The sequence below is a fragment of the Pseudomonas sp. S3_A09 genome, assembly GCF_054668065.1.
On sequence record NZ_CP162752.1, the window covers coordinates 1,433,912 to 1,452,669 of the forward strand.

General features: G+C 60.4%; 13 protein-coding genes and 1 pseudogene. 4 read left to right on the forward strand and 10 right to left on the reverse strand.

Going from position 1 to position 18,758, the window contains the following annotated elements:
* Window positions 1-16: 16 nt before the first annotated feature.
* Window positions 17-1,723, forward strand: coding sequence for an N-acetylglucosamine-specific PTS transporter subunit IIBC (gene nagE / locus AB4N92_RS06805; RefSeq protein WP_236266857.1), 1,707 nt, complete (start codon window positions 17-19; stop codon window positions 1,721-1,723).
* 71 nt (window positions 1,724-1,794) lie between these two features.
* Here nagE and AB4N92_RS06810 read toward each other — a convergent pair whose 3' ends face one another.
* From AB4N92_RS06810 to purL, 4 genes and pseudogenes are all read right to left on the reverse strand, one after another.
* Window positions 1,795-2,082: a HigA family addiction module antitoxin gene (locus tag AB4N92_RS06810; protein WP_010207958.1), complete on the reverse strand. Its 288-nt coding sequence runs from the start codon at window positions 2,080-2,082 to the stop codon at window positions 1,795-1,797.
* A 14-nt stretch (window positions 2,083-2,096) separates the two neighbouring features.
* Window positions 2,097-2,374: pseudogene (locus AB4N92_RS06815) on the reverse strand (type II toxin-antitoxin system RelE/ParE family toxin).
* Between the two features lie 258 nt (window positions 2,375-2,632).
* Window positions 2,633-2,944, reverse strand: coding sequence for a YqfO family protein (locus tag AB4N92_RS06820; protein WP_021492266.1), 312 nt, complete (start codon window positions 2,942-2,944; stop codon window positions 2,633-2,635).
* A 4-nt stretch (window positions 2,945-2,948) separates the two neighbouring features.
* On the reverse strand, window positions 2,949-6,845 hold the full coding sequence (gene purL, locus AB4N92_RS06825) for a phosphoribosylformylglycinamidine synthase (protein ID WP_010207951.1): 3,897 nt from the start codon (window positions 6,843-6,845) through the stop codon (window positions 2,949-2,951).
* Window positions 6,846-7,132: 287 nt separating this feature from the next.
* Here purL and mltF point away from each other — a divergent pair, with 287 nt between their 5' ends.
* Window positions 7,133-8,593: a membrane-bound lytic murein transglycosylase MltF gene (mltF, locus tag AB4N92_RS06830; protein ID WP_236266858.1), complete on the forward strand. Its 1,461-nt coding sequence runs from the start codon at window positions 7,133-7,135 to the stop codon at window positions 8,591-8,593.
* 136 nt (window positions 8,594-8,729) lie between these two features.
* Here the strand turns inward: mltF and AB4N92_RS06835 are convergent, their stop codons facing one another.
* The 5 genes from AB4N92_RS06835 to treP form a co-directional block, all read right to left on the reverse strand.
* A complete protein-coding gene (locus tag AB4N92_RS06835) occupies window positions 8,730-9,008 on the reverse strand; it encodes a PTS transporter subunit EIIB (protein ID WP_010207949.1) in 279 nt (92 codons plus the stop codon).
* 2 nt (window positions 9,009-9,010) lie between these two features.
* Window positions 9,011-11,527 (reverse strand): phosphoenolpyruvate--protein phosphotransferase, encoded by a 2,517-nt coding sequence (ptsP, locus tag AB4N92_RS06840; protein WP_236266859.1) that lies wholly within the window; start codon window positions 11,525-11,527, stop codon window positions 9,011-9,013.
* 179 nt (window positions 11,528-11,706) lie between these two features.
* Entirely contained in the window at window positions 11,707-12,927 is a 1,221-nt protein-coding gene (locus tag AB4N92_RS06845; RefSeq protein ID WP_045791652.1) for a maltoporin, read from the reverse strand.
* A 69-nt stretch (window positions 12,928-12,996) separates the two neighbouring features.
* Window positions 12,997-14,643 (reverse strand): alpha,alpha-phosphotrehalase, encoded by a 1,647-nt coding sequence (treC, locus tag AB4N92_RS06850; protein WP_010207945.1) that lies wholly within the window; start codon window positions 14,641-14,643, stop codon window positions 12,997-12,999.
* Window positions 14,644-14,778: 135 nt separating this feature from the next.
* A complete protein-coding gene (treP, locus tag AB4N92_RS06855; RefSeq protein ID WP_021492269.1) occupies window positions 14,779-16,221 on the reverse strand; it encodes a PTS system trehalose-specific EIIBC component in 1,443 nt (480 codons plus the stop codon).
* 238 nt (window positions 16,222-16,459) lie between these two features.
* Between treP and treR the strand changes: the two genes are divergently transcribed.
* Both treR and AB4N92_RS06865 read left to right on the forward strand, forming a co-directional pair.
* Window positions 16,460-17,164, forward strand: a complete 705-nt coding sequence (gene treR / locus AB4N92_RS06860) for a trehalose operon repressor (protein ID WP_010207942.1) — start codon at window positions 16,460-16,462, stop codon at window positions 17,162-17,164.
* Window positions 17,165-17,177: 13 nt separating this feature from the next.
* Window positions 17,178-17,948, forward strand: a complete 771-nt coding sequence (locus AB4N92_RS06865) for an APH(3')-II family aminoglycoside O-phosphotransferase (RefSeq protein WP_021492270.1) — start codon at window positions 17,178-17,180, stop codon at window positions 17,946-17,948.
* Between the two features lie 167 nt (window positions 17,949-18,115).
* On the opposite strand, the gene AB4N92_RS06870 is transcribed toward AB4N92_RS06865, so the two are convergent.
* Window positions 18,116-18,673: a hypothetical protein gene (locus tag AB4N92_RS06870; protein ID WP_010207940.1), complete on the reverse strand. Its 558-nt coding sequence runs from the start codon at window positions 18,671-18,673 to the stop codon at window positions 18,116-18,118.
* Window positions 18,674-18,758 lie beyond the last annotated feature (85 nt).

Here is an 18,758-nt window from a genome sequence, read left to right on the forward strand (position 1 = left end):
AAAAAGGAGTCTCGCCATGTACCAACATTTCATCGAAGGCCTGCAACGCCTGGGCCGTGCACTGATGCTGCCGATCGCGATCCTGCCGATCGCCGGCCTCCTGCTGCGACTGGGCGACACCGATCTTTTGAACATCGCGGTGATGCACGACGCGGGGCAGGCGATCTTCGCCAACCTGGCGCTGATCTTCGCCATCGGCATCGCGGTGGGTTTTGCCCGCGACAACAACGGCACGGCCGGTTTGGCCGGTGCGATTGGTTACCTGGTGATGGTCTCCACGCTCAAGGTCATGGACACGTCCATCAACATGGGGATGCTCGCCGGTATCGCCAGCGGCCTGATGGCGGGTGGGCTGTACAACCGCTTCAAGGACATCAAGCTGCCGGAGTATCTGGCGTTCTTTGGCGGGCGACGGTTTGTGCCGATTGTCACCGGCTTTTCGGCAGTTGGGCTGGGCGTGATCTTTGGTTTGATCTGGCCGCCGATCCAGCACGGCATCAATAGCTTTGGCGTGTTGCTGATGGAAAGCGGCAGCCTGGGCGCCTTTGTGTTTGGCGTGTTCAACCGCCTGCTGATCGTTACCGGGCTGCACCATATCCTCAACAATATGGCGTGGTTTGTGTTCGGCACCTTCACCGATCCGGTGACCGGCGCCGTGGTCACTGGCGACCTCACCCGCTATTTTGCCGGTGACCCGAAAGGCGGCCAATTCATGACCGGCATGTTCCCGGTGATGCTGTTCGGCCTGCCCGCCGCGTGCCTGGCGATGTACCGCAACGCCTTGCCCGAGCGCCGTAAAGTGATGGGCGGGATTTTCCTGTCCATGGCGTTGACCTCGTTTTTGACAGGGGTGACCGAGCCGATTGAGTTCGCGTTCATGTTCCTCGCACCGTTCCTGTACCTGATCCACGCGGTGCTGACGGGCCTGTCGATGGCGGTCACCAACATGCTGAATATCCACCTCGGGTTTACCTTCTCCGGTGGGTTTATCGACATGGTGCTGGGTTGGGGCAAGTCCACCAATGGCTGGCTGGTGTTCCCGGTCGGCCTGGCCTATGCGCTGATCTACTACAGCGTGTTCAACTACTGCATCCGTCGTTTCAACTTGAAGACACCGGGCCGGGAAGATACCCAGGTGGTGCAGGCTGAAGCGATGAGTGATAACCAGCGGGCCACGGCTTACATTCAGGCGCTGGGTGGTGCGGAGAATCTGCTGAGCGTCGGCGCCTGCACCACGCGCCTACGGTTGGACATGGTTGATCGTAACAAAGCGGTGGATGCGGAGCTGAAAGCGCTGGGTGCCATGGCAGTCGTTCGACCAGGTAACGGCGGCAGCTTGCAGGTGGTGGTCGGGCCGATGGCGGACAGTATTGCTGATGAGATTCGCTTGGCGATGCCAGGGTTTGTTGCAGCAGCGCCTGTAGTGGTTGCGCCTGTGGAAAAGCCAGTTGCAGTGAATGTTCAGGAGGCCGAGAAATGGCTGAATGCGCTGGGTGGCCGAGGGAATGTGCGCCAGCTGGAAGCGGTGGCGATGACCCGGTTGCGGGTGGAGTTGGGGGATGATTCGGGGTTGTCTGAAGCTGATCTCACCGCACTGGGTTGCCAAGGTGTGAGCCAGCTGGAAAGCGGTGTTTGGCACCTGTTGATTGGTGACAAGGCCACAGGATTGGGTGAGGCACTTGAGCGGTTGGTCGGTGCTCAGCAGATCGGGGCGAGCGCTTAAAGCTTCATCGTTTGAAAAGGCCTCTTCGCGAGCAACGAAAACCCGGCTAACGCCGGGTTCTTTAATCTCGGTTACTCAATCCGAGCAAACCGCTCAATAACAGGCTGTTCTCTATGCTCCGCCTGCCACAGGTCATAACTGCTCTGCATTGAAAGCCACATCTGGGCCTTGCTGATGCCTGCGCGCTCAAGCCGTACAGCGAGATCAGGGCTAACAGGCGCATGCCCATGAAGAATTCTTGAAAAGGTTTCCCTCGCGAAACCCAGGCGTCGAGCCACCTCAGTGATCGTCATGCCCAGCCCGGGAATGACATCCTCAAGCAGTATTTCCCCTGGGTGAGGAGGATTGTGCATACCCATAAACAGACGCCTTCTCAGTGGTAATCCAGATAGTCGACCCGCTCGACTTGATCGTCATACATGCGAAAAATGATGCGCCAGTTACCACTGATGCTCACTGACCAGCAGTCGACAAAATCCCCCCTCAAGCGATGGAAGCGCCCACCTGGCAGTTCCAGATCGCCCCAATGAGTCGCGCTATCTAAAATCAGCAAGACACGGCGCAAGCGATGCACGTGGTTGGCATTGATCCCTTTCGTTGAGCCCGTTTCATAAAGATGCGAAGGCCTTTATGTTTCCAACTAACGATCATGGCGCGACTGTGATGTGATACATCACGCCATGCAATAGCCGCATATCAGTTCTGGTCGTCAGACTCATAACATTCCACCACTGAGACAATGCAAAGCAGGGAGGCTAGGGAGATGGGTTCCGAGGGACAACCTGAACGGTTTGTAGGAAAGTGTCTGAGCGGACGCCTTCGCGAGCACGTCGAATAGGCCCCCACAGCCAACAAAAAACCCGCCGGCCAAACTGGCCCAGCGGGTTTCTTGTTTATGCAACGTGCGAATCAAAAATCCGCCAACTGCCACACCTCATACGCCGGTGTCTCATACGGATGGCTAAGCTTGAGTGCAGCAACAACAGCCCCAATCAACTCATCCGCCACCACCAGCTCAACCTTCCACTCTTCAACGCCTTCAACCTGGCCCACCTGCCCGATAAACGGCTGACTGCCATCCAACGCGCGAAATTGGCCCTGACCCAGCACTTGCCAGGCGCAGCTGTCATAGTTGCCGATGCGCCCGCCGCCAGCGGCGAAGACGGCGGTTTTCACCGTCTCCACATGGCTGTCGGGCACGAAGAAGCTGAGCTTGTACACGGCCTTAGTTCACCCACACGCGAGCGTTGCGGAACATGCGCATCCAGGCGCCGTCTTCGTTCCACTCTTCCGGGCGCCACGAGTTCTGCACGGCGCGGAATACACGCTCCGGGTGCGGCATCATGATGGTCACGCGACCGTCGCGGCTGGTAAGGCCGGTGATCCCGCGCGGCGAGCCGTTCGGGTTGGCCGGGTAGGTTTCGGTGACCTTGCCGTGGTTGTCGACGAAGCGCAGGGCCACGGTGCCGGACAGGTCGGCTTCAAGCAACGCTTCTTCGCTGGCGAACTCGGCATGGCCTTCGCCGTGGGCGATGGCGATTGGCATACGCGAACCGGCCATGCCTTGCAGGAAGATCGAGTTGGACTCCTGCACCTGCACCATGGCGACACGGGCTTCGAACTGCTCGGACCGGTTGCGCACAAAGTGCGGCCAGAACTCGCTGCCCGGGATCAGTTCGCTGAGGTTGGACATCATCTGGCAACCGTTGCACACACCCAGGGTGAAGCTGTCGTTGCGCTCGAAGAAGCCCTGGAACGCGTCGCGGGCACGGCTGTTGAACAGGGCCGACTTGGCCCAGCCTTCGCCGGCACCCAGCACGTCGCCGTAGGAGAAACCACCGCAGGCCACCAGGCCTTTGAACGCATTGAGGTCAACGCGACCGGCGAGGATGTCGCTCATGTGCACGTCGATCGCATTGAAGCCGGCACGGTCGAACGCGGCCGCCATTTCCACCTGGCCGTTGACGCCCTGCTCACGCAGTACGGCAACCTGTGGACGAATGCCTTTCTTGATGTAAGGCGCGGCGATGTCCTGATTGACGTCGAAGCTGAGCTTGGTGCTCAGGCCCGGGTTGTCTTCTTCCAGGATCACGTCGAATTCCTGCTCGGCGCAGTCGGCGTTATCACGCAGGCGTTGGATCTGGTAGCTGGTCTCGGCCCACTGGCGTTGCAGCAAGCGGCGCTGGCCGGCAAACACGGTGTCGCCATTGAACGAGATGTTGATCTCGCCGTTGTTGATCGGCTGGCCGATCACCGCCACGCAGTCGTCCAGGCCAGCGGCGCTGAATTGGGCGAGTACGTCCGGGGTAGCGTCCTGGCGAACCTGGATCACGGCGCCCAACTCTTCGTTGAACAGGATACCGTTGATTTCGGAGGCATCCTCGGCAACGCTGTCGAGCACGATGTTCAGGCCGCAGTGACCGGCGAAGGCCATCTCGACAACGCTGGTCAGCAAGCCGCCATCGGAACGGTCGTGGTAAGCCAACAGGTGACCGTCGGCATTCAGGCCCTGGATCACGGCGAAGAAGGCTTTCAGGTCTTCGGCGTCATCGACGTCCGGTGCCTGCTTGCCGAGCTTGCCATGGGTCTGTGCCAGGATCGACGCGCCCATGCGGTTCTGGCCACGGCCCAGGTCGATCAGGATCAGATCGGTGGTGCCCTTGTCCATGCGCAATTGCGGGGTCAGGGTCTGACGGATGTCGGTGACCGGTGCGAAACCGGTGACGATCAGCGACAGCGGCGAAGTGACCGTCTTGTCGACGCCGTCTTCGTTCCAACGGGTGGCCATGGACATGGAGTCCTTGCCCACCGGAATGGTGATACCCAGCTCAGGGCACAGCTCCATGCCGACAGCCTTGACGGTGTCATAGAGGCGCGCGTCTTCACCCGGGTGACCGGCAGCGGACATCCAGTTGGCCGACAGTTTGATGTCGGACAATTTACCGATGCGCGAAGCCGCGATGTTGGTGAGGGTTTCACCAATGGCCATGCGGCCCGACGCCGGAGCGTCGAGCAGGGCCAGCGGCGTACGCTCGCCCATGGCCATGGCTTCACCGGTGTAAACGTCGAAGCTGGTGGCGGTGACGGCAACGTCAGCCACCGGAACCTGCCAAGGGCCAACCATTTGGTCACGGGCCACCAGGCCGGTGATGGTGCGGTCGCCAATGGTGATCAGGAAGCTTTTGCTCGCCACAGCCGGGTGATGCAGCACGCGTTCGATGCTGTCGGCCAGTTCCAGTTGGCTTGGGTCGAAATCATCGCCCAGCTCGGCTTCACGAACCGCGGAACGGTGCATGCGCGGGGCTTTGCCCAGCAGCACTTCGAGCGGCATGTCCACTGGGCTGTTGCCGAAGTGGCTATCCGTCACAGTCAGCTGCGGCTCGGCAGTGGCTTCGCCAACCACGGCGAACGGGCAGCGCTCGCGCTCGCAGATGGCCTGGAAGCGCGCGAAGTCTTCTGCACCAACCGCCAGAACGTAACGCTCCTGGGATTCGTTGCTCCAGATTTCGTGCGGGGCCATGCCCGGCTCGTCGTTTGGAATGTTGCGCAGTTCGAAACGGCCACCCCGGTCGCCATCGTTGACCAGTTCCGGGAAGGCGTTGGACAAACCACCGGCACCGACGTCGTGGATGAAGCTGATCGGGTTCTTGTCACCCAACTGCCAGCAACGGTCGATGACTTCCTGGCAGCGGCGTTCCATTTCTGGGTTTTCGCGCTGTACGGAAGCGAAGTCCAGGTCCGCCGAGCTGGTACCCGTGGCCATGGAGGAAGCCGCGCCGCCGCCCAGGCCGATCAGCATCGCCGGGCCGCCGAGGACGATCAGCTTGGAGCCGACCAGGATCTCGCCTTTCTTGACGTGTTCTTCACGGATGTTGCCCATGCCGCCAGCCAACATGATTGGCTTGTGGTAACCGCGCACTTCATCGCCACGTGGGGTGGTGATCGATTGTTCGAAGGTACGGAAATAACCCGTCAGGGCAGGACGGCCGAATTCGTTGTTGAACGCAGCACCGCCCAGCGGGCCTTCGATCATGATGTCCAGCGCGGTGACGATGCGGTCGGGCTTGCCGTACGGCACTTCCCATGGCTGTTCGAAGCCTGGGATCTGCAGGTTGGACACGGTGAAACCGGTCAGGCCAGCTTTCGGCTTGGCGCCACGGCCGGTGGCACCTTCGTCGCGGATCTCGCCGCCGGAACCGGTGGCTGCACCCGGGAACGGAGCAATTGCGGTCGGGTGGTTGTGGGTTTCAACCTTCATGAGGATGTGCACCGGCTCCTGCACCGCGCCGTATTGGCGGGTCTCAGGGTCCGGGAAGAAACGGCCGGCGACGGAGCCGACGATCACCGAAGCGTTGTCCTTATAAGCCGACAGAACGCCTTCGCTGTGCATCACGTAGGTGTTCTTGATCATGCCGAACAGGCTTTTTTCCTGGCTTTCGCCGTCGATGTCCCAACTGGCGTTGAAGATCTTGTGACGGCAGTGCTCGGAGTTGGCCTGGGCGAACATCATCAGTTCGATGTCGTGTGGGTTGCGCTTCAAGCCGTTGAAGGCGTTGACCAGGTAGTCGATCTCGTCTTCGGCCAGGGCCAGGCCCAGCTCGGTGTTGGCCTTCTCGAGGGCGGCGCGGCCACCGCCAAGCACGTCAATCGCGGTCAGCGGCTTGGGCTCGGCGTGGCTGAACAGACCGCCAGCCTGTTCCAGCTGGCTGACGATGATCTGGGTCATGCGGTCGTGCAGGCTGCTGGCGATCAGCTCGGCTTCGGCATCGCTGAATTGGCCGGCGACGTAGAAAGCGATACCCCGCTCCAGGCGCTGGATTTTCTCCAGGCCGCAGTTGCGGGCGATGTCGCTGGCCTTGCTCGACCAGGGCGAGATGGTGCCGAACCGCGGCAGAACCAGGAACAAGCGGCCGTTAGGCTCTTGAACCGGAACGCTTGGGCCGTACTTCAGAAGGCGTGCCAGCACTTGCTGTTCGTCGGCGGTCAATACGCCGGTAACGTCGGCGAAGTGAGCAAATTCAGCGTACAGGCCTGTAACAGCTGGAACCTTTTGGCTCAGTTGCTCAAGGAGTTTGCTGTGGCGAAAGGCAGAAAGGGCAGGAGCGCCGCGCAGGATCAACATCTTCGGGACAGCCTCGGGAAGGGGGTGTGCTTTGAGGCCGTGCATTCTAGCGTAAACCGCCGCCAACGGCACCCGAAACGCTACCGGTGGCTGCTGCCGGACGTCAGTTGGCTGGATTACACCCCTTTCGAGGGGCCAGGCCGGGCATTCGGCGCAGTTATTTTAACCGTCACAATCCCTCGCCAAGCCCCGTTTCTGCGGGCTGCAGCACAGTTTTGCCGGCGCTAGCAGACAAGACCCGCGCTGTCGAGATATGGCGCCGTGGGCCGTTTGCGTATACTGCGCAGATGTTCTCCCCAACTGCTTTGCGCCCGCGATGCGCCAAATGGCTCATCGCCACCGGACTCTTCCTGATGCTCAGCGCCTGTGTTGATAAACCCAGCACGCTCGAGCGAATCAAGGAGGATGGCGTATTGCGGGTGGTCACCCGGAACAGTCCGGCGACCTATTTCCAAGACCGCAGCGGTGAAACCGGTTTCGAATACGAACTGGTCAAGCGCTTCGCCGATGACCTGGGCGTGAAACTGGAGATCGAGACCGCCGACAACCTCGACGACCTGTTCGGCCAACTGGGCAAACCCAATGGCCCGGTTCTCGCGGCGGCCGGCCTGGTCAGCAGCGAACAGCGCCAGACCCAGGTACGTTTCTCCCATCCTTACCTGGAAGTTACCCCGCAGATCATCTACCGCAACGGCCAGTCGCGCCCGACCAACGCGGCAGACCTGGTGGGCAAGAAGATCATGGTGCTCAAGGGCAGCACCCACGCCGAACAACTGGCAGAGCTTAAAAAACAGAACCCTGCGATTGAATACGAAGAATCCGACGCCGTTGAAGTCGTCGACCTGTTGCGCATGGTGGACGAAGGGCAAATCGACCTGACCCTGGTGGACTCCAACGAAGTGGCGATGAACCAGGTGTACTTCCCCAACGTGCGCGTGGCGTTCGACCTGGGCAACGCCAGCAACCAGAGCTGGGCCGTGGCCGCGGGGGAAGACAACAGCCTGCTCAACGAAATCAACAGCTACCTGGATAAAGTCGAAAAGAACGGCACGTTGCAGCGTCTGAAAGACCGCTACTACGGGCACGTCGATGTTCTCGGCTATGTGGGTGCCTACACCTTCGCCCAGCATCTGCAGCAGCGCTTGCCCAAATACGAGAAACACTTCCGCGCCTATGCCAAGGCAGAAAAGGTCGATTGGCGCCTGCTGGCCGCCATCGGTTATCAGGAATCGCTGTGGCAGCCGGCCGTCACCTCCAAGACCGGCGTACGCGGTTTGATGATGCTGACCCAGAACACCGCCCAGGCGATGGGCGTGTCCAACCGCCTGGACCCCAAGCAAAGCATTATGGGCGGCGCCAAGTACCTGGCCAAGATCAAGGACGAGCTGGACGACAGCATTGCCGAACCGGATCGCACCTGGTTCGCCCTTGCCGCCTACAACGTCGGCACCGGCCACCTGGAAGATGCCCGCACGCTGGCCAAGCGCGAAGGCTTGAACCCGAACAAGTGGCTGGACGTGAAGAAGATGCTGCCGCGCCTGTCGCAGAAGCAGTGGTACAGCAAGACCCGCTACGGTTATGCGCGCGGCGGTGAGCCGGTGCATTTTGTGGCGAACATCCGGCGGTATTACGACATTCTTACCTGGGTGACGCAGCCACAGTTAGAGGGTAACCAGGTGGTTGAGGGCAACCTGCACGTGCCGGGTGTGGATAAGACCAAGCCGCCGGAAGATAACCCGCAGTTGTAAGACGCACTCCCAAACACCCTAAGACTAATGTGGGAGCGGGCTTGCTCGCGAAAGCGGTGAGTCAGTCGCTACACAGGCTGACTGATACACCGCATTCGCGAGCAAGCCCGCTCCCACATTTGGATCTCCACTAGGCTTAGAGGCCGGTGATCAGATGCACCACCCCATCTGCCAACACCATACCCCCCGGAACACCCGCAGCCTTTAACGCCGCAGCATCCATCTTCGCCACATCCTGCAACTGCACCCTCACCCGCGTCAGCGCCACGCGCTGCTGCGACTTGAGGTTATCCGCCCCACCCAACGCGTTCAGCACCTCGGCCGACAACAGACTTTGCTTCGGCGCAGTGACGGTCTCGGCAATCAAATCCGGCGTCAGGGCTTTCCAGAATGCCCTCTGTAATTTCTCGAACATGCTCAGTGCTCCACGACAGGTGAGGATTCAACAGTAGCCGCGTGATATTGGCGCAGGGCCTCACGCACTTCGGCGGCTTCTTCCAAGCCCAACACCTGGCGGGCGATGATCTGGCAGTCAGCCAGATCCAGCTCGCGCACAGTGGCCTTGATGGTGGGGATCAACGGCACGCTGACTGACAACTCGTCGACGCCCAGCCCGATCAACACCGGCACGGCCAGCGCTTCGGAGGCCAATGCGCCGCATACGCCTACCCACTTGCCGTGGGCATGGGCGGCCTTGACCGTGGTGGCGATCAGGCGCAACACCGCCGGGTGGAAGCTGTCGGCCTGGTTGGCCAGGCGCGGGTGGTCGCGGTCCATGGCCAGGGTGTATTGGGTCAGGTCGTTGGTGCCGATGGAGAAGAAATCCACATGGGGCGCGAACACGTCCGCCATCAGCGCCGCCGAGGGCACTTCAATCATGATGCCCAGCTTCGGCAACTCAGTGAGCCCCAGTGCCAGCGCTTCCTCCTCCAGGATCTTGCGTGCCAGGTGCAGCTCCGACAGCAGGCTGACCATCGGCAACATGATGTGCAGCCGCGCAAAACCGGCACTGGCGAGGATCGCGCGGAATTGTTCGCGCAGCAGTTGCGGACGCTCCAGGCATAAACGGATACCGCGCAGGCCGAGAAAGGGGTTGGTCTCGGCGTCCATCGGCACATAGGCCAAAGGTTTGTCGCCACCGACGTCGAGGGTGCGCACCACCAGGTTGCGCTCGGTGCCCAGGGCACGGGCGATCGCGGTGTAGGTGCCGGCTTGTTCCTCGGGGCTTGGCGCGCGGTTGCGGTCCAGGTAGAGAAACTCCGAACGCAACAGGCCAACGCCTTCGCCGCCGAGGGTCAGGGCCTGCTCGACTTCCTGCAACGAGGCCACGTTGGCGGTCACTTCGACGTGATGGCCGTCGCGGGTGGTGGCCGGTAGAGATGCCTGCGCCACGTCGCGCTGATGGCGCAGCACCTGGTGTTTGCGGGCGGCCTCCAACTGTTCGATCTCGGCCAGGTTCGGCTCCAGGTGCAGCTCGCCTTTGTCGGCGTCGAGCAGCACCTGTTTGCCGTTGGCCAGCGCCAGCACCTGGGCCGGAACACCGCAAATAGCCGGTAGGCCCAGGGCGCGGGCGAGGATCGCGACGTGGCTGGTCGCACCACCCGCGACAGTGACAAATCCCAGCACCTTGCGTGTATCCAGGCTGGCCGTCTGCGAAGGCGTCAGTTGCTCGGCGATCAGGATCGCGCGCTCCGGCAAATCCCAGGCACTGTCCTGAATACCCAGGATCAGTTTCAGCACGCGCTGGCCGACGTCCGCCAGGTCTGCCGCACGCTCGGCGATCAGTGCGTTGCCCAACCCCTGGAAGAGCGTGACGGTGGCGAGCGTTGCACTGTTCCAGGCAAAGGCGGCACTCTTGCCTTCAGCCAGCAGGCGGTGGGCGTGTTCCAGTAAGGTCGGGTCTTCGAGCAGCTCCTGATGTGCGCGAAAAATCTCTGCCTGGGCGCTGCCGGCAGCCTTGTCCTGCAACACCTGCAACGCTTCATTGGCGGCGAGCAGGCCACGGGTCAAAGCAGCACGTTCCGTTGCTCCGCCGGTGCCTTGCTCCGTGATGACCAGCTCCGGATCAGTCACTTGAACGACTTGCCCAAACGCCGAGCCCGGCGATGCACACGCGCCCCGCAGCAAGGTCGCCGACGACTGCGTTGCGACCGGCTCGGCAACGTTCACCACCGCCTCGCCACACCCTTCAGCCAACAAGGCCACCAACGCCTTGATCGCCGCCTCGGCGTCCTCCCCCGCCGCGCTCACTTGCAAGGTATCGCCCTGCACGGTTTGCAACGCCATGATCGCCACCAGCGACTTGGCGTTGGCGCTCTGGGTTTGCTTGTGCAGGTAAATGCTTGCGTTGAACCCCTTCGCCGCATGGGCGAACACCGCTGCCGGACGCGCGTGCAGACCGTTGGCGTTGGGCAAGGTCAGCGGCTTCGAGAACAGCGCATCGCCCTCCTCCTCGTCCACTGCTTCGACGGCTCCACTTGGGGATAACTGCAACAGCGGCTGGCCCGTTTCCACCAGGCCGTCTGCCAACAGGCTGAATGGCTCGCCGCTGACCACCAGCATCAACGTCAGCAAACTGCGTGCATTGAGCGCCACGTAGTCGGCATCGAATTCGATCAGCGGCTGCCCGGCCTCCACCCGCTGGCCTTCCTGCACCAGCCGGGTGAAGCCTTGGCCCGCGAGGTTCACGGTGTCCAGGCCGATATGCATCAACACCTGGACGCCGTTGTCGTCAGTGACACTGACCGCATGCCCACTGTCCTGGATATTGCTGATCACCCCGGCCAGCGGCGCGCAAAGCGTCTGTGACGTAGGGTCGATGCACAGGCCATCGCCGATCAGGCGGCTGGAAAAAACCGGATCAGGCACTTTGTCCAGCGCCAGCAGTACACCCGATAAGGGCGCCAGCAATTCCAGGGGTTGAGTTGTGGTCATGACTTCACCTGCTGTTTTGTTCTGTAAAAATCATTGGGCTGATACACCCCCAAGATGACGACGATCCAATGTGGGAGCTGGCTTGCCTGCGATAGCATCGCCTCAGTTTTACTGAGAGACCGAGTCTCCCGCATCGCAGGCAAGCCAGCTCCCACACAAAGCGCATTCACATGAGTTCGCTATTTCCACCAATATTCGACTTGCACGCCAACATTCGACCCATGCCGCGCCGTGCCATAGGAACCGGTGTCGGACAACGCCGAGCCCGCCGCCCATTCATTCGCCGCGCGCTTGGCCGCTTTGTTCCAGGTGGCATAGGTGTAGTACAAACGCACTTCCGGCCTGGCCCAGAACTCCGGGCCTTTGGGCGACCAGGTCGGGGCGAAGGTAAATTTGCTCAGTTTGCGCGTGCCACCGGTGGCGTCGACTTGGTCATGCCCAAGTTCGGTGACCAGTTTGAACTGCTCGCTGATCGCGTAAGCCGGGCGCACACCGAGGGACATCCAGGTCTGATCCTGGCTGCCGGGAAGAATATCCTTCTGGTACACCGCCTCGATCTGCCCACCAAAACGCGGGGTTACCTGCCAGTCGAAAAACTCCACGGCGCGGTAACTTTTGCTGCTCTTATCCAGGAAGGTATTGCCGGTATAGCCCAGGCCGGTGCCGGGGCCTTCGCCGTACTGCAGGGCGAACTTGTTCTTGCCTCCGAGGAAAGGCTTTTGCACGTGCTGCGCGGTGAGCGCCCAACCACTGTTGGTGTCACGCCCGCCGGCTTTTTCGATGTAGCTTAGACCCAGCTCCAGCTCGCCGCCGGGGTTGGTCTTGAAGCCCGCGACGTTGAAGTCGTGACGGGTAGCGTATTCCTTCTGGTACAGGTTGTCCTTGCGCGAAATAGCGTAGCTGTATTTGAGATCACCGATCAGCACGTCCTCGATACCCCCGCCCGTGGCGCTCTGGTTCCAGTAGTAGAAGTCGGAGATATGGATGTCGTTACGTTTGTAGTAACGCCGGCCGGCCCACAGCGAACCGCCATTGAGGCTGGGCAGGTTGGACCACTGCGCATACATCTGCGGCATGCGCGCCGAGCCGTTGTTTTCGCCCTGGAACTTCAGCGCGCGGTCGTACTTGTTGTAGAGCGATGCCATGGCATCGACGCTGAGCACTGAGCCGTCATCGAGGGTGAGCAGGTCCTGGCGCAATTCCAGCTCGGCGTACTGTTCGCATTCGTTACCCAGACGGTACTTGGTTTGCGCCCCTGGCAGCTGGAAGCATTGCTGTGGGCCGCTGCCCGTCGAAGTACCCGCGCCGCTGCGCAGGTAACCGGCAAATTCCAGGGCTTGAGCGCCAAACGGCAGGCCCAGACAAGACGCAACAAGGCCCAGCTTTATTGTTGTTTTCATGAAGCACTCCGATATTTTTATTATGGTTTTTGAAGCGCCCCGTGCTCCCACACGGGGTTGCAGCGGGTCTCAATCCGTGAGGTGCAGCACAAACGATTCGTAAGGACGCAACGTGACCGTGGCGGTACGTTGCGGGCAGTCGGGGTAGTTGCTGATCAGCACGCGCTGTTCGCGGGCCGGGTTGATCACGTTGTCCGGCAGTTGGATCTCGCAGGGCGTGCCGTAGAAGTTGTTCAGCACCAGCAGGCGCTCGCCATGGCCTTCACGCAGGTACGCCCAGACCCGCAAGTGGTCTTGCAGCAGTGGGCGGTAAACACCTTCCTGGATCAGCGGTTCGTGACGACGCAAGGCAATCAGCGCGCGGTAGTGATGCAGCACCGAGTCCGGGTCATCCAGTTGGCTTTCGACGTTGATCTGCGCCGCGTTGGCCGGAATGCCAATCCAGGGCTCACCGGTGCTGAAACCGGCGTTTTCCCCGGCATTCCACTGCATTGGCGTACGCCCGTTATCCCGCGACTTCTGCATGATCGCCGCCATGCTTGACGCCTCGGGCTCACCGGCATCGCGCTTGAGGCGGAAGATGTTCAGCGACTCCACGTCACGGTATTGCTCGATCCTGTCAAAGCCCGGATTGGTCATGCCCAGCTCTTCGCCCTGGTACACATACGGCGTGCCCTGGAGGAAGTGCAGCGCAGTCGCCAGCATCTTCGCCGAGACCACACGATGCTCGCCGTCATTGCCGAAACGCGAGACCACCCGTGGCTGGTCGTGGTTACACCAGAACAACGCGTTCCATCCACCGCCGGCCTGCATGCCCAGTTGCCAGTCGGTGAAGATCTGCTTGAGTTGCAGGAAGTCGAAATCCGCCTTCACCCACTTTTGCAGGTTCGGGTAGTCGACTTTCAAGTGATGAAAGTTGAAGGTCATCGACAGCTCTTTCGACTCCGGCCGCGAGTAGCGGATGCAGTGCTCCAGGCTGGTGGACGACATTTCGCCGACGTTGATCAGGTCATGCCCTTCGAAGACTTCGCGGTGCATTTCCTGCAGGTATTCGTGCACGTTCGGGCCGTCGGTGTAGAACCGGCGGCCGTCAGTGTTGTCCTCGGGAAAATCGGCGGGCTTGGAGATCAGGTTGATCACGTCCAGGCGGAAACCACCCACACCCTTGTCGCGCCAGAAGCGCATCAGCTTGAACACCTCGGCGCGCACCTTGGGATTGTCCCAATTGAGGTCGGCCTGGGTGTGATCGAACAGGTGCAGGAAGTACTGGCCGGTCTGCGCCTCGTATTCCCAGGCCGAGCCGCCGAACTTGGATTCCCAGTTGTTCGGCTGGTCGCGCCAGATGTAGAAGTCGCGGTAGGGGTTGTCGAGGCTGCTGCGCGCCTGCTGGAACCACTCGTGCTCGATGGACGTGTGGTTGACCACGATGTCGAGCATCAGCTTGATGCCACGCTTGGCCGCTTCGCTGATCAGCAGATCGCAGTCAGCCATGGTCCCGTAGCTGGGGTCGATGGCGTAGTAGTCGCTGATGTCGTAGCCGTTATCCCGTTGCGGCGAGCGCAGGAATGGCGTGATCCAGAGGCAGTCGACACCGAGCCATTTGAGGTAGTCGAGTTTGTCCACGATGCCCAGCAGGTCACCGGTGGCGTTACCCGCGTGGCTGTGGAAGCTTTTGGGGTAGATCTGGTAGATCACCGAGTGTTGCCAGTCTTGCATGGTGGGTTCCTTCAGTAGAGTTGTGTGCTGGCCTTCAGGGCCCCTTCGCGAGCGAGTCGAGTCGTCGCACCGCCGCGCCCACAGGTTGGAATGCATTTCAAATGTGGGAGCTGGCTTGCCTGCGATAGCCATCGATCAAGCGACGCGATACCCCGGCCGAACAATTTTCATGCTCAACGCACAGGTCAAAACAAACGGCACCACCATCGCGATGACCATGCCGATCACAAACACCGCAATGGATTGCGGCACGATCGAGATAAACCCAGGCAAGCCCCCCACCCCAATGGCCGACGCCTGCACCTTGTTCAGCGCGAGGAAAATGCTGCCCAACGCCGAGCCCACGAGGGCCGCATAAAAGGGAAACTTGAAGCGCAGGTTCACCCCGAACATCGCCGGTTCAGTGATGCCGAAGTACGCGGAAATCGCTGAGGTGGACGCCATGCTTTTGTCCCGCGCATTGCGGGTGGTGTAGAACACCGCGAGCGCGGCGCTGCCCTGGGCCAGGTTGGACATGACGATCATCGGCCAGATGAAGGTGCCGCCCTGGGTGGAGATCAGTTGCAGGTCCACGGCGAGGAACATGTGGTGCATGCCGGTGATCACCAGCGGGGCGTACAGCAGGCCGAAAATCGCCCCGCCCACCATCGGCGCTAGGTCAAACAGGGTGACCACGCCTTCGGTGATCAGGATGCCGAGGTGACGGGTCACCGGACCGATAATGGCCAGGGCGAGCACGCCAGTGACGACGATGGTGGTAATCGGCACGACCAGCAGTTGAATCGCATTGGGCACTCGCGCCCGCAGCCATTTCTCAATCACGCTCATCACATAGGCGGCCATCAGGATCGGCAGGATCTGCCCCTGATAACCCACTTTCTCAATCTTGAACCAACCGAAAATATCGAAGTACGGCAGGCTCTGGCCGTCCAGCCCGGCGACCGCCTTGCCGTAGTTCCAGGCGTTGAGCAAATCCGGATGCACCAGCATCAGGCCAAGCACGATGCCGAGGATTTCACTGCCGCCAAAACGTTTGGCCGCCGACCAGCCCACCAGCGCCGGGAGGAACACGAACGAGGTGTTGGCCATCAGGTTGATCAGGCTCCACAGGCCATCCAGGTTCGGATAGGCCTCCAGCAGCGTCTTGCCCTCGATGAACATGCCCTGGGCGCCCATCAGGTTGTTCACACCCATCAACAGGCCGGCAATGATCAGCGCAGGCAGGATCGGCATGAACACGTCGGAGAACACCCGCACCAGACGCTGCATCGCGTTGGTCTTGTCGGCGCCCTTCTTCTTCACGTCGGCGATGGTGGCGGCGGCGAGGCCGGTCTGTTCGCGCAGGGCGGCGTAGACCTTCTCCACTTCGCCGGGGCCGATCACCACCTGGAACAACCCACCGGTGAAGAACGACCCCTTGACCAGGTCGACCTGGTTCAGTGCGCTGCTGTTGACCAGGCTCGGGTCCTTGAGTGCCAGGCGCAGGCGGGTAACACAATGGGCAGCTTGCTCAAGATTGTCGCTGCCCCCGAGGTTCTCGAGAATCTCGCGGGCGATGGTCGAATAGTCGTGGCTCATGCTTGGTTTCCACTTTGATTTTTTTATTGGGGGACAGTCATTGGCAGCACGCCGAGGCCAAAAGTACTCGTCTGTACGAGTTAAAGCAACAACTCGTCTGTACGAGTTACACTTTGTTTATTTTTTGTAGGACAGCGCATCGCTGCAAGCCGCATAAAGCCAAGGGTCTAATGGACAAACACCCTCTCTGCCACTAAGGTTCCTGCCTTGACCGCAACCCCGGCAAAGAGCCATCCCCATGAGCAAATACAACCAGATCTATACGGATCTGCTTGCCAGCATCACCACCGAACGCCTGCAGCGCGGCACACGCCTTCCCTCCGAAACCGAACTGATGGACAGCTACCAGGCCAGCCGAGGCACCGTGCGTCGGGCCATCGAGCAGTTGCAGGAGCGAGGGTTTGCGCAAAAGATCCACGGCAAGGGTACTTTCGTGTTGTCGCCCAACCCGATCGAGTTCCAACTGGGCGGTATCGTCAGCTTCCACGAAACCCACGCCGACCTGGGCGATGACGTGCACACAGAAGTGGTCGAATTCACTCAATTCCCGCTGGAAGGTTCACTGCTGCAACACATCGAAGCAGAACCCGGCACCCTGATCACCCGTATCAAACGGGTACGGCGCATCGGCGGCAAACGGGTGATCCTCGACATCAACCACTTCGTGGCCGACGTGATCCCCGGCCTGGACCGCTCGATTGCCGAACAGTCGATCTACGCCTTTATCGAACAGACATTGCAGCTGCAAATTGCCTACGCCCAACGCACCATCGAAGCCCTGCCACGCGGCAAGGACGACCAGACCCACCTGGACCTCGAAGGGCAGAGCCATGTGATCGTGGTGAGTAACCAGACGTTTTTGCAGGACGGGCGGCAGTTCGAGTACACCGAGTCGCGGCATACGTTGGATAAGTTTTATTTTTCGGACATTGCGCGTCGGTAAGCCGGAAACATCCATGAAAATTCCAAACAAATGGCGTGAACAATACCCTCATGCGCTCATTGAGCAGCAAGTCATCGGCGAATCGCGCGCAGATGTCTTTCGCCTGCGCCAGGACGACGGCACGGACCTGTTCCTGAAGTCCGAACCCCTTGAGGAACATGGTGAGCTGGCAGACGAAATCGAGCGGCTTCGGTGGCTGCGGCAAGTTGATCTGCCTGCGCCTGGGGTCCTGGATGAAGTGAAAGAAGACCATCGCCATTGGCTGCTGATGACCACCGTGCCCGGACAGAACCTGGCCAGCGCCAACGAGCTTTCTGCCGCGCAGGTCATCCACATACTGGCGACAGCGCTGCGTACGTTGCATCAGCTTCCTGTCGCACTTTGCCCCTTCGATCACTCACTTGATCAACGTATCACCCGCGCCCGGGAACACGTCAGCGCGGGGCTGGTGGACGCGTCGGACTTTGACGACGAGCGACTGGGGCGAAGTGCCGAGGACGTGTTTGCCGAACTGTTGTCGACCCAGCCAAAGACCCATGATCGGGTCGTCACCCACGGCGACGCCTGCCTGCCGAACTTCATGACAGCCGATGGTCGCTTCAGCGGTTTCATCGACTGCGGTCGCCTGGGGATCAGTGACCGTTATCAAGACCTGGCCCTGGCAGCGCGAAGTATTGAACGCAACCTGGGCCAGGCATGGGTGAAGCCCTTTTTTCAGGTGTATGGTGTGGAGCCCGATGAGCAGCGTCTGAAGTTCTATTGTTTGCTGGACGAGTTTTTTTGACCTGGCCTGCAGCCTGAAACACAAAACCCCGGCACCTGGCCGGGGTTTTGTTATTCAACGCTCGCCTGAGTACTGCATCACTCTCGCGGCGTGGTCATCGACGGTGTCAAGCGCGTCGATAACACCCCATCACGCTCAGCCTTTGCCTCTCAAGGATCTCTGCGCAGTCAGTTTGCGCCGGCATCTTTTTTCGGAACGCCAATGGTCTTGCGCTCACCCGTTGCGGAGACTTCGTACACGTTCATGACCCACGTGTCGGCGATCACGGTTTCAACCACGTAATTTTTCTTCGCTTGCGGGGTGAATTGCTGCGCAACAGGCTGCTCTTTGTCGAACGGCGTAGGCATGGGAATACCGTTAAAGGTAAACGGTTTGTCCTTGACCTCCCCTTTCACGAACAACGTTTTGTCCGCCTCGACCAGCTTACTGACGCTGTCAGTACCACCGCCGATTTTCTTCAGATAAGCCGGTATGCGCTTGAAGTAAGCAGAGTCGTAAACCCGCTCCCCCACGCTCACAAATCCAGTATTGGCATACCCGTACGTGTAACTGACAGGACGATCACCCTCACCGCCTATGGTACGGAAAGTCACGCTGGCTTGATGGTCATTCATGGCCAGTGGAACGACCGGCTCTGAAGTAAGATCACCCGCCTGACGGCTGCTGCAGCCAGTCATGATAAGAGCGAAAGTGATCGCGAGCGGAAACGCCAAAGAAGTTTTCATTCGATCCCTGAATAGTCTAAAAGAAGGCCTTTGTAGAGCCATCTGCAGAGTGAAAGTTCCACATACGCCCGAGCTGACCGAGCCT

Excerpts from the sequence above, each read along its gene's own strand:
- mltF (WP_236266858.1), top strand. The coding sequence starts at position 7,133 with ATGTTCTCCCCAACTGCTTTGCGCCCGCGATGCGCCAAATGGCTCATC.
- AB4N92_RS06835 (WP_010207949.1), bottom strand. The coding sequence starts at position 9,008 with ATGTTCGAGAAATTACAGAGGGCATTCTGGAAAGCCCTGACGCCGGAT.
- ptsP (WP_236266859.1), bottom strand. The coding sequence starts at position 11,527 with ATGACCACAACTCAACCCCTGGAATTGCTGGCGCCCTTATCGGGTGTA.
- AB4N92_RS06810 (WP_010207958.1), bottom strand. The coding sequence starts at position 2,082 with ATGGGTATGCACAATCCTCCTCACCCAGGGGAAATACTGCTTGAGGAT.
- treP (WP_021492269.1), bottom strand. The coding sequence starts at position 16,221 with ATGAGCCACGACTATTCGACCATCGCCCGCGAGATTCTCGAGAACCTC.
- treR (WP_010207942.1), top strand. The coding sequence starts at position 16,460 with ATGAGCAAATACAACCAGATCTATACGGATCTGCTTGCCAGCATCACC.
- treC (WP_010207945.1), bottom strand. The coding sequence starts at position 14,643 with ATGCAAGACTGGCAACACTCGGTGATCTACCAGATCTACCCCAAAAGC.
- AB4N92_RS06870 (WP_010207940.1), bottom strand. The coding sequence starts at position 18,673 with ATGAAAACTTCTTTGGCGTTTCCGCTCGCGATCACTTTCGCTCTTATC.
- nagE (WP_236266857.1), top strand. The coding sequence starts at position 17 with ATGTACCAACATTTCATCGAAGGCCTGCAACGCCTGGGCCGTGCACTG.
- AB4N92_RS06865 (WP_021492270.1), top strand. The coding sequence starts at position 17,178 with ATGAAAATTCCAAACAAATGGCGTGAACAATACCCTCATGCGCTCATT.
- purL (WP_010207951.1), bottom strand. The coding sequence starts at position 6,845 with ATGTTGATCCTGCGCGGCGCTCCTGCCCTTTCTGCCTTTCGCCACAGC.
- AB4N92_RS06845 (WP_045791652.1), bottom strand. The coding sequence starts at position 12,927 with ATGAAAACAACAATAAAGCTGGGCCTTGTTGCGTCTTGTCTGGGCCTG.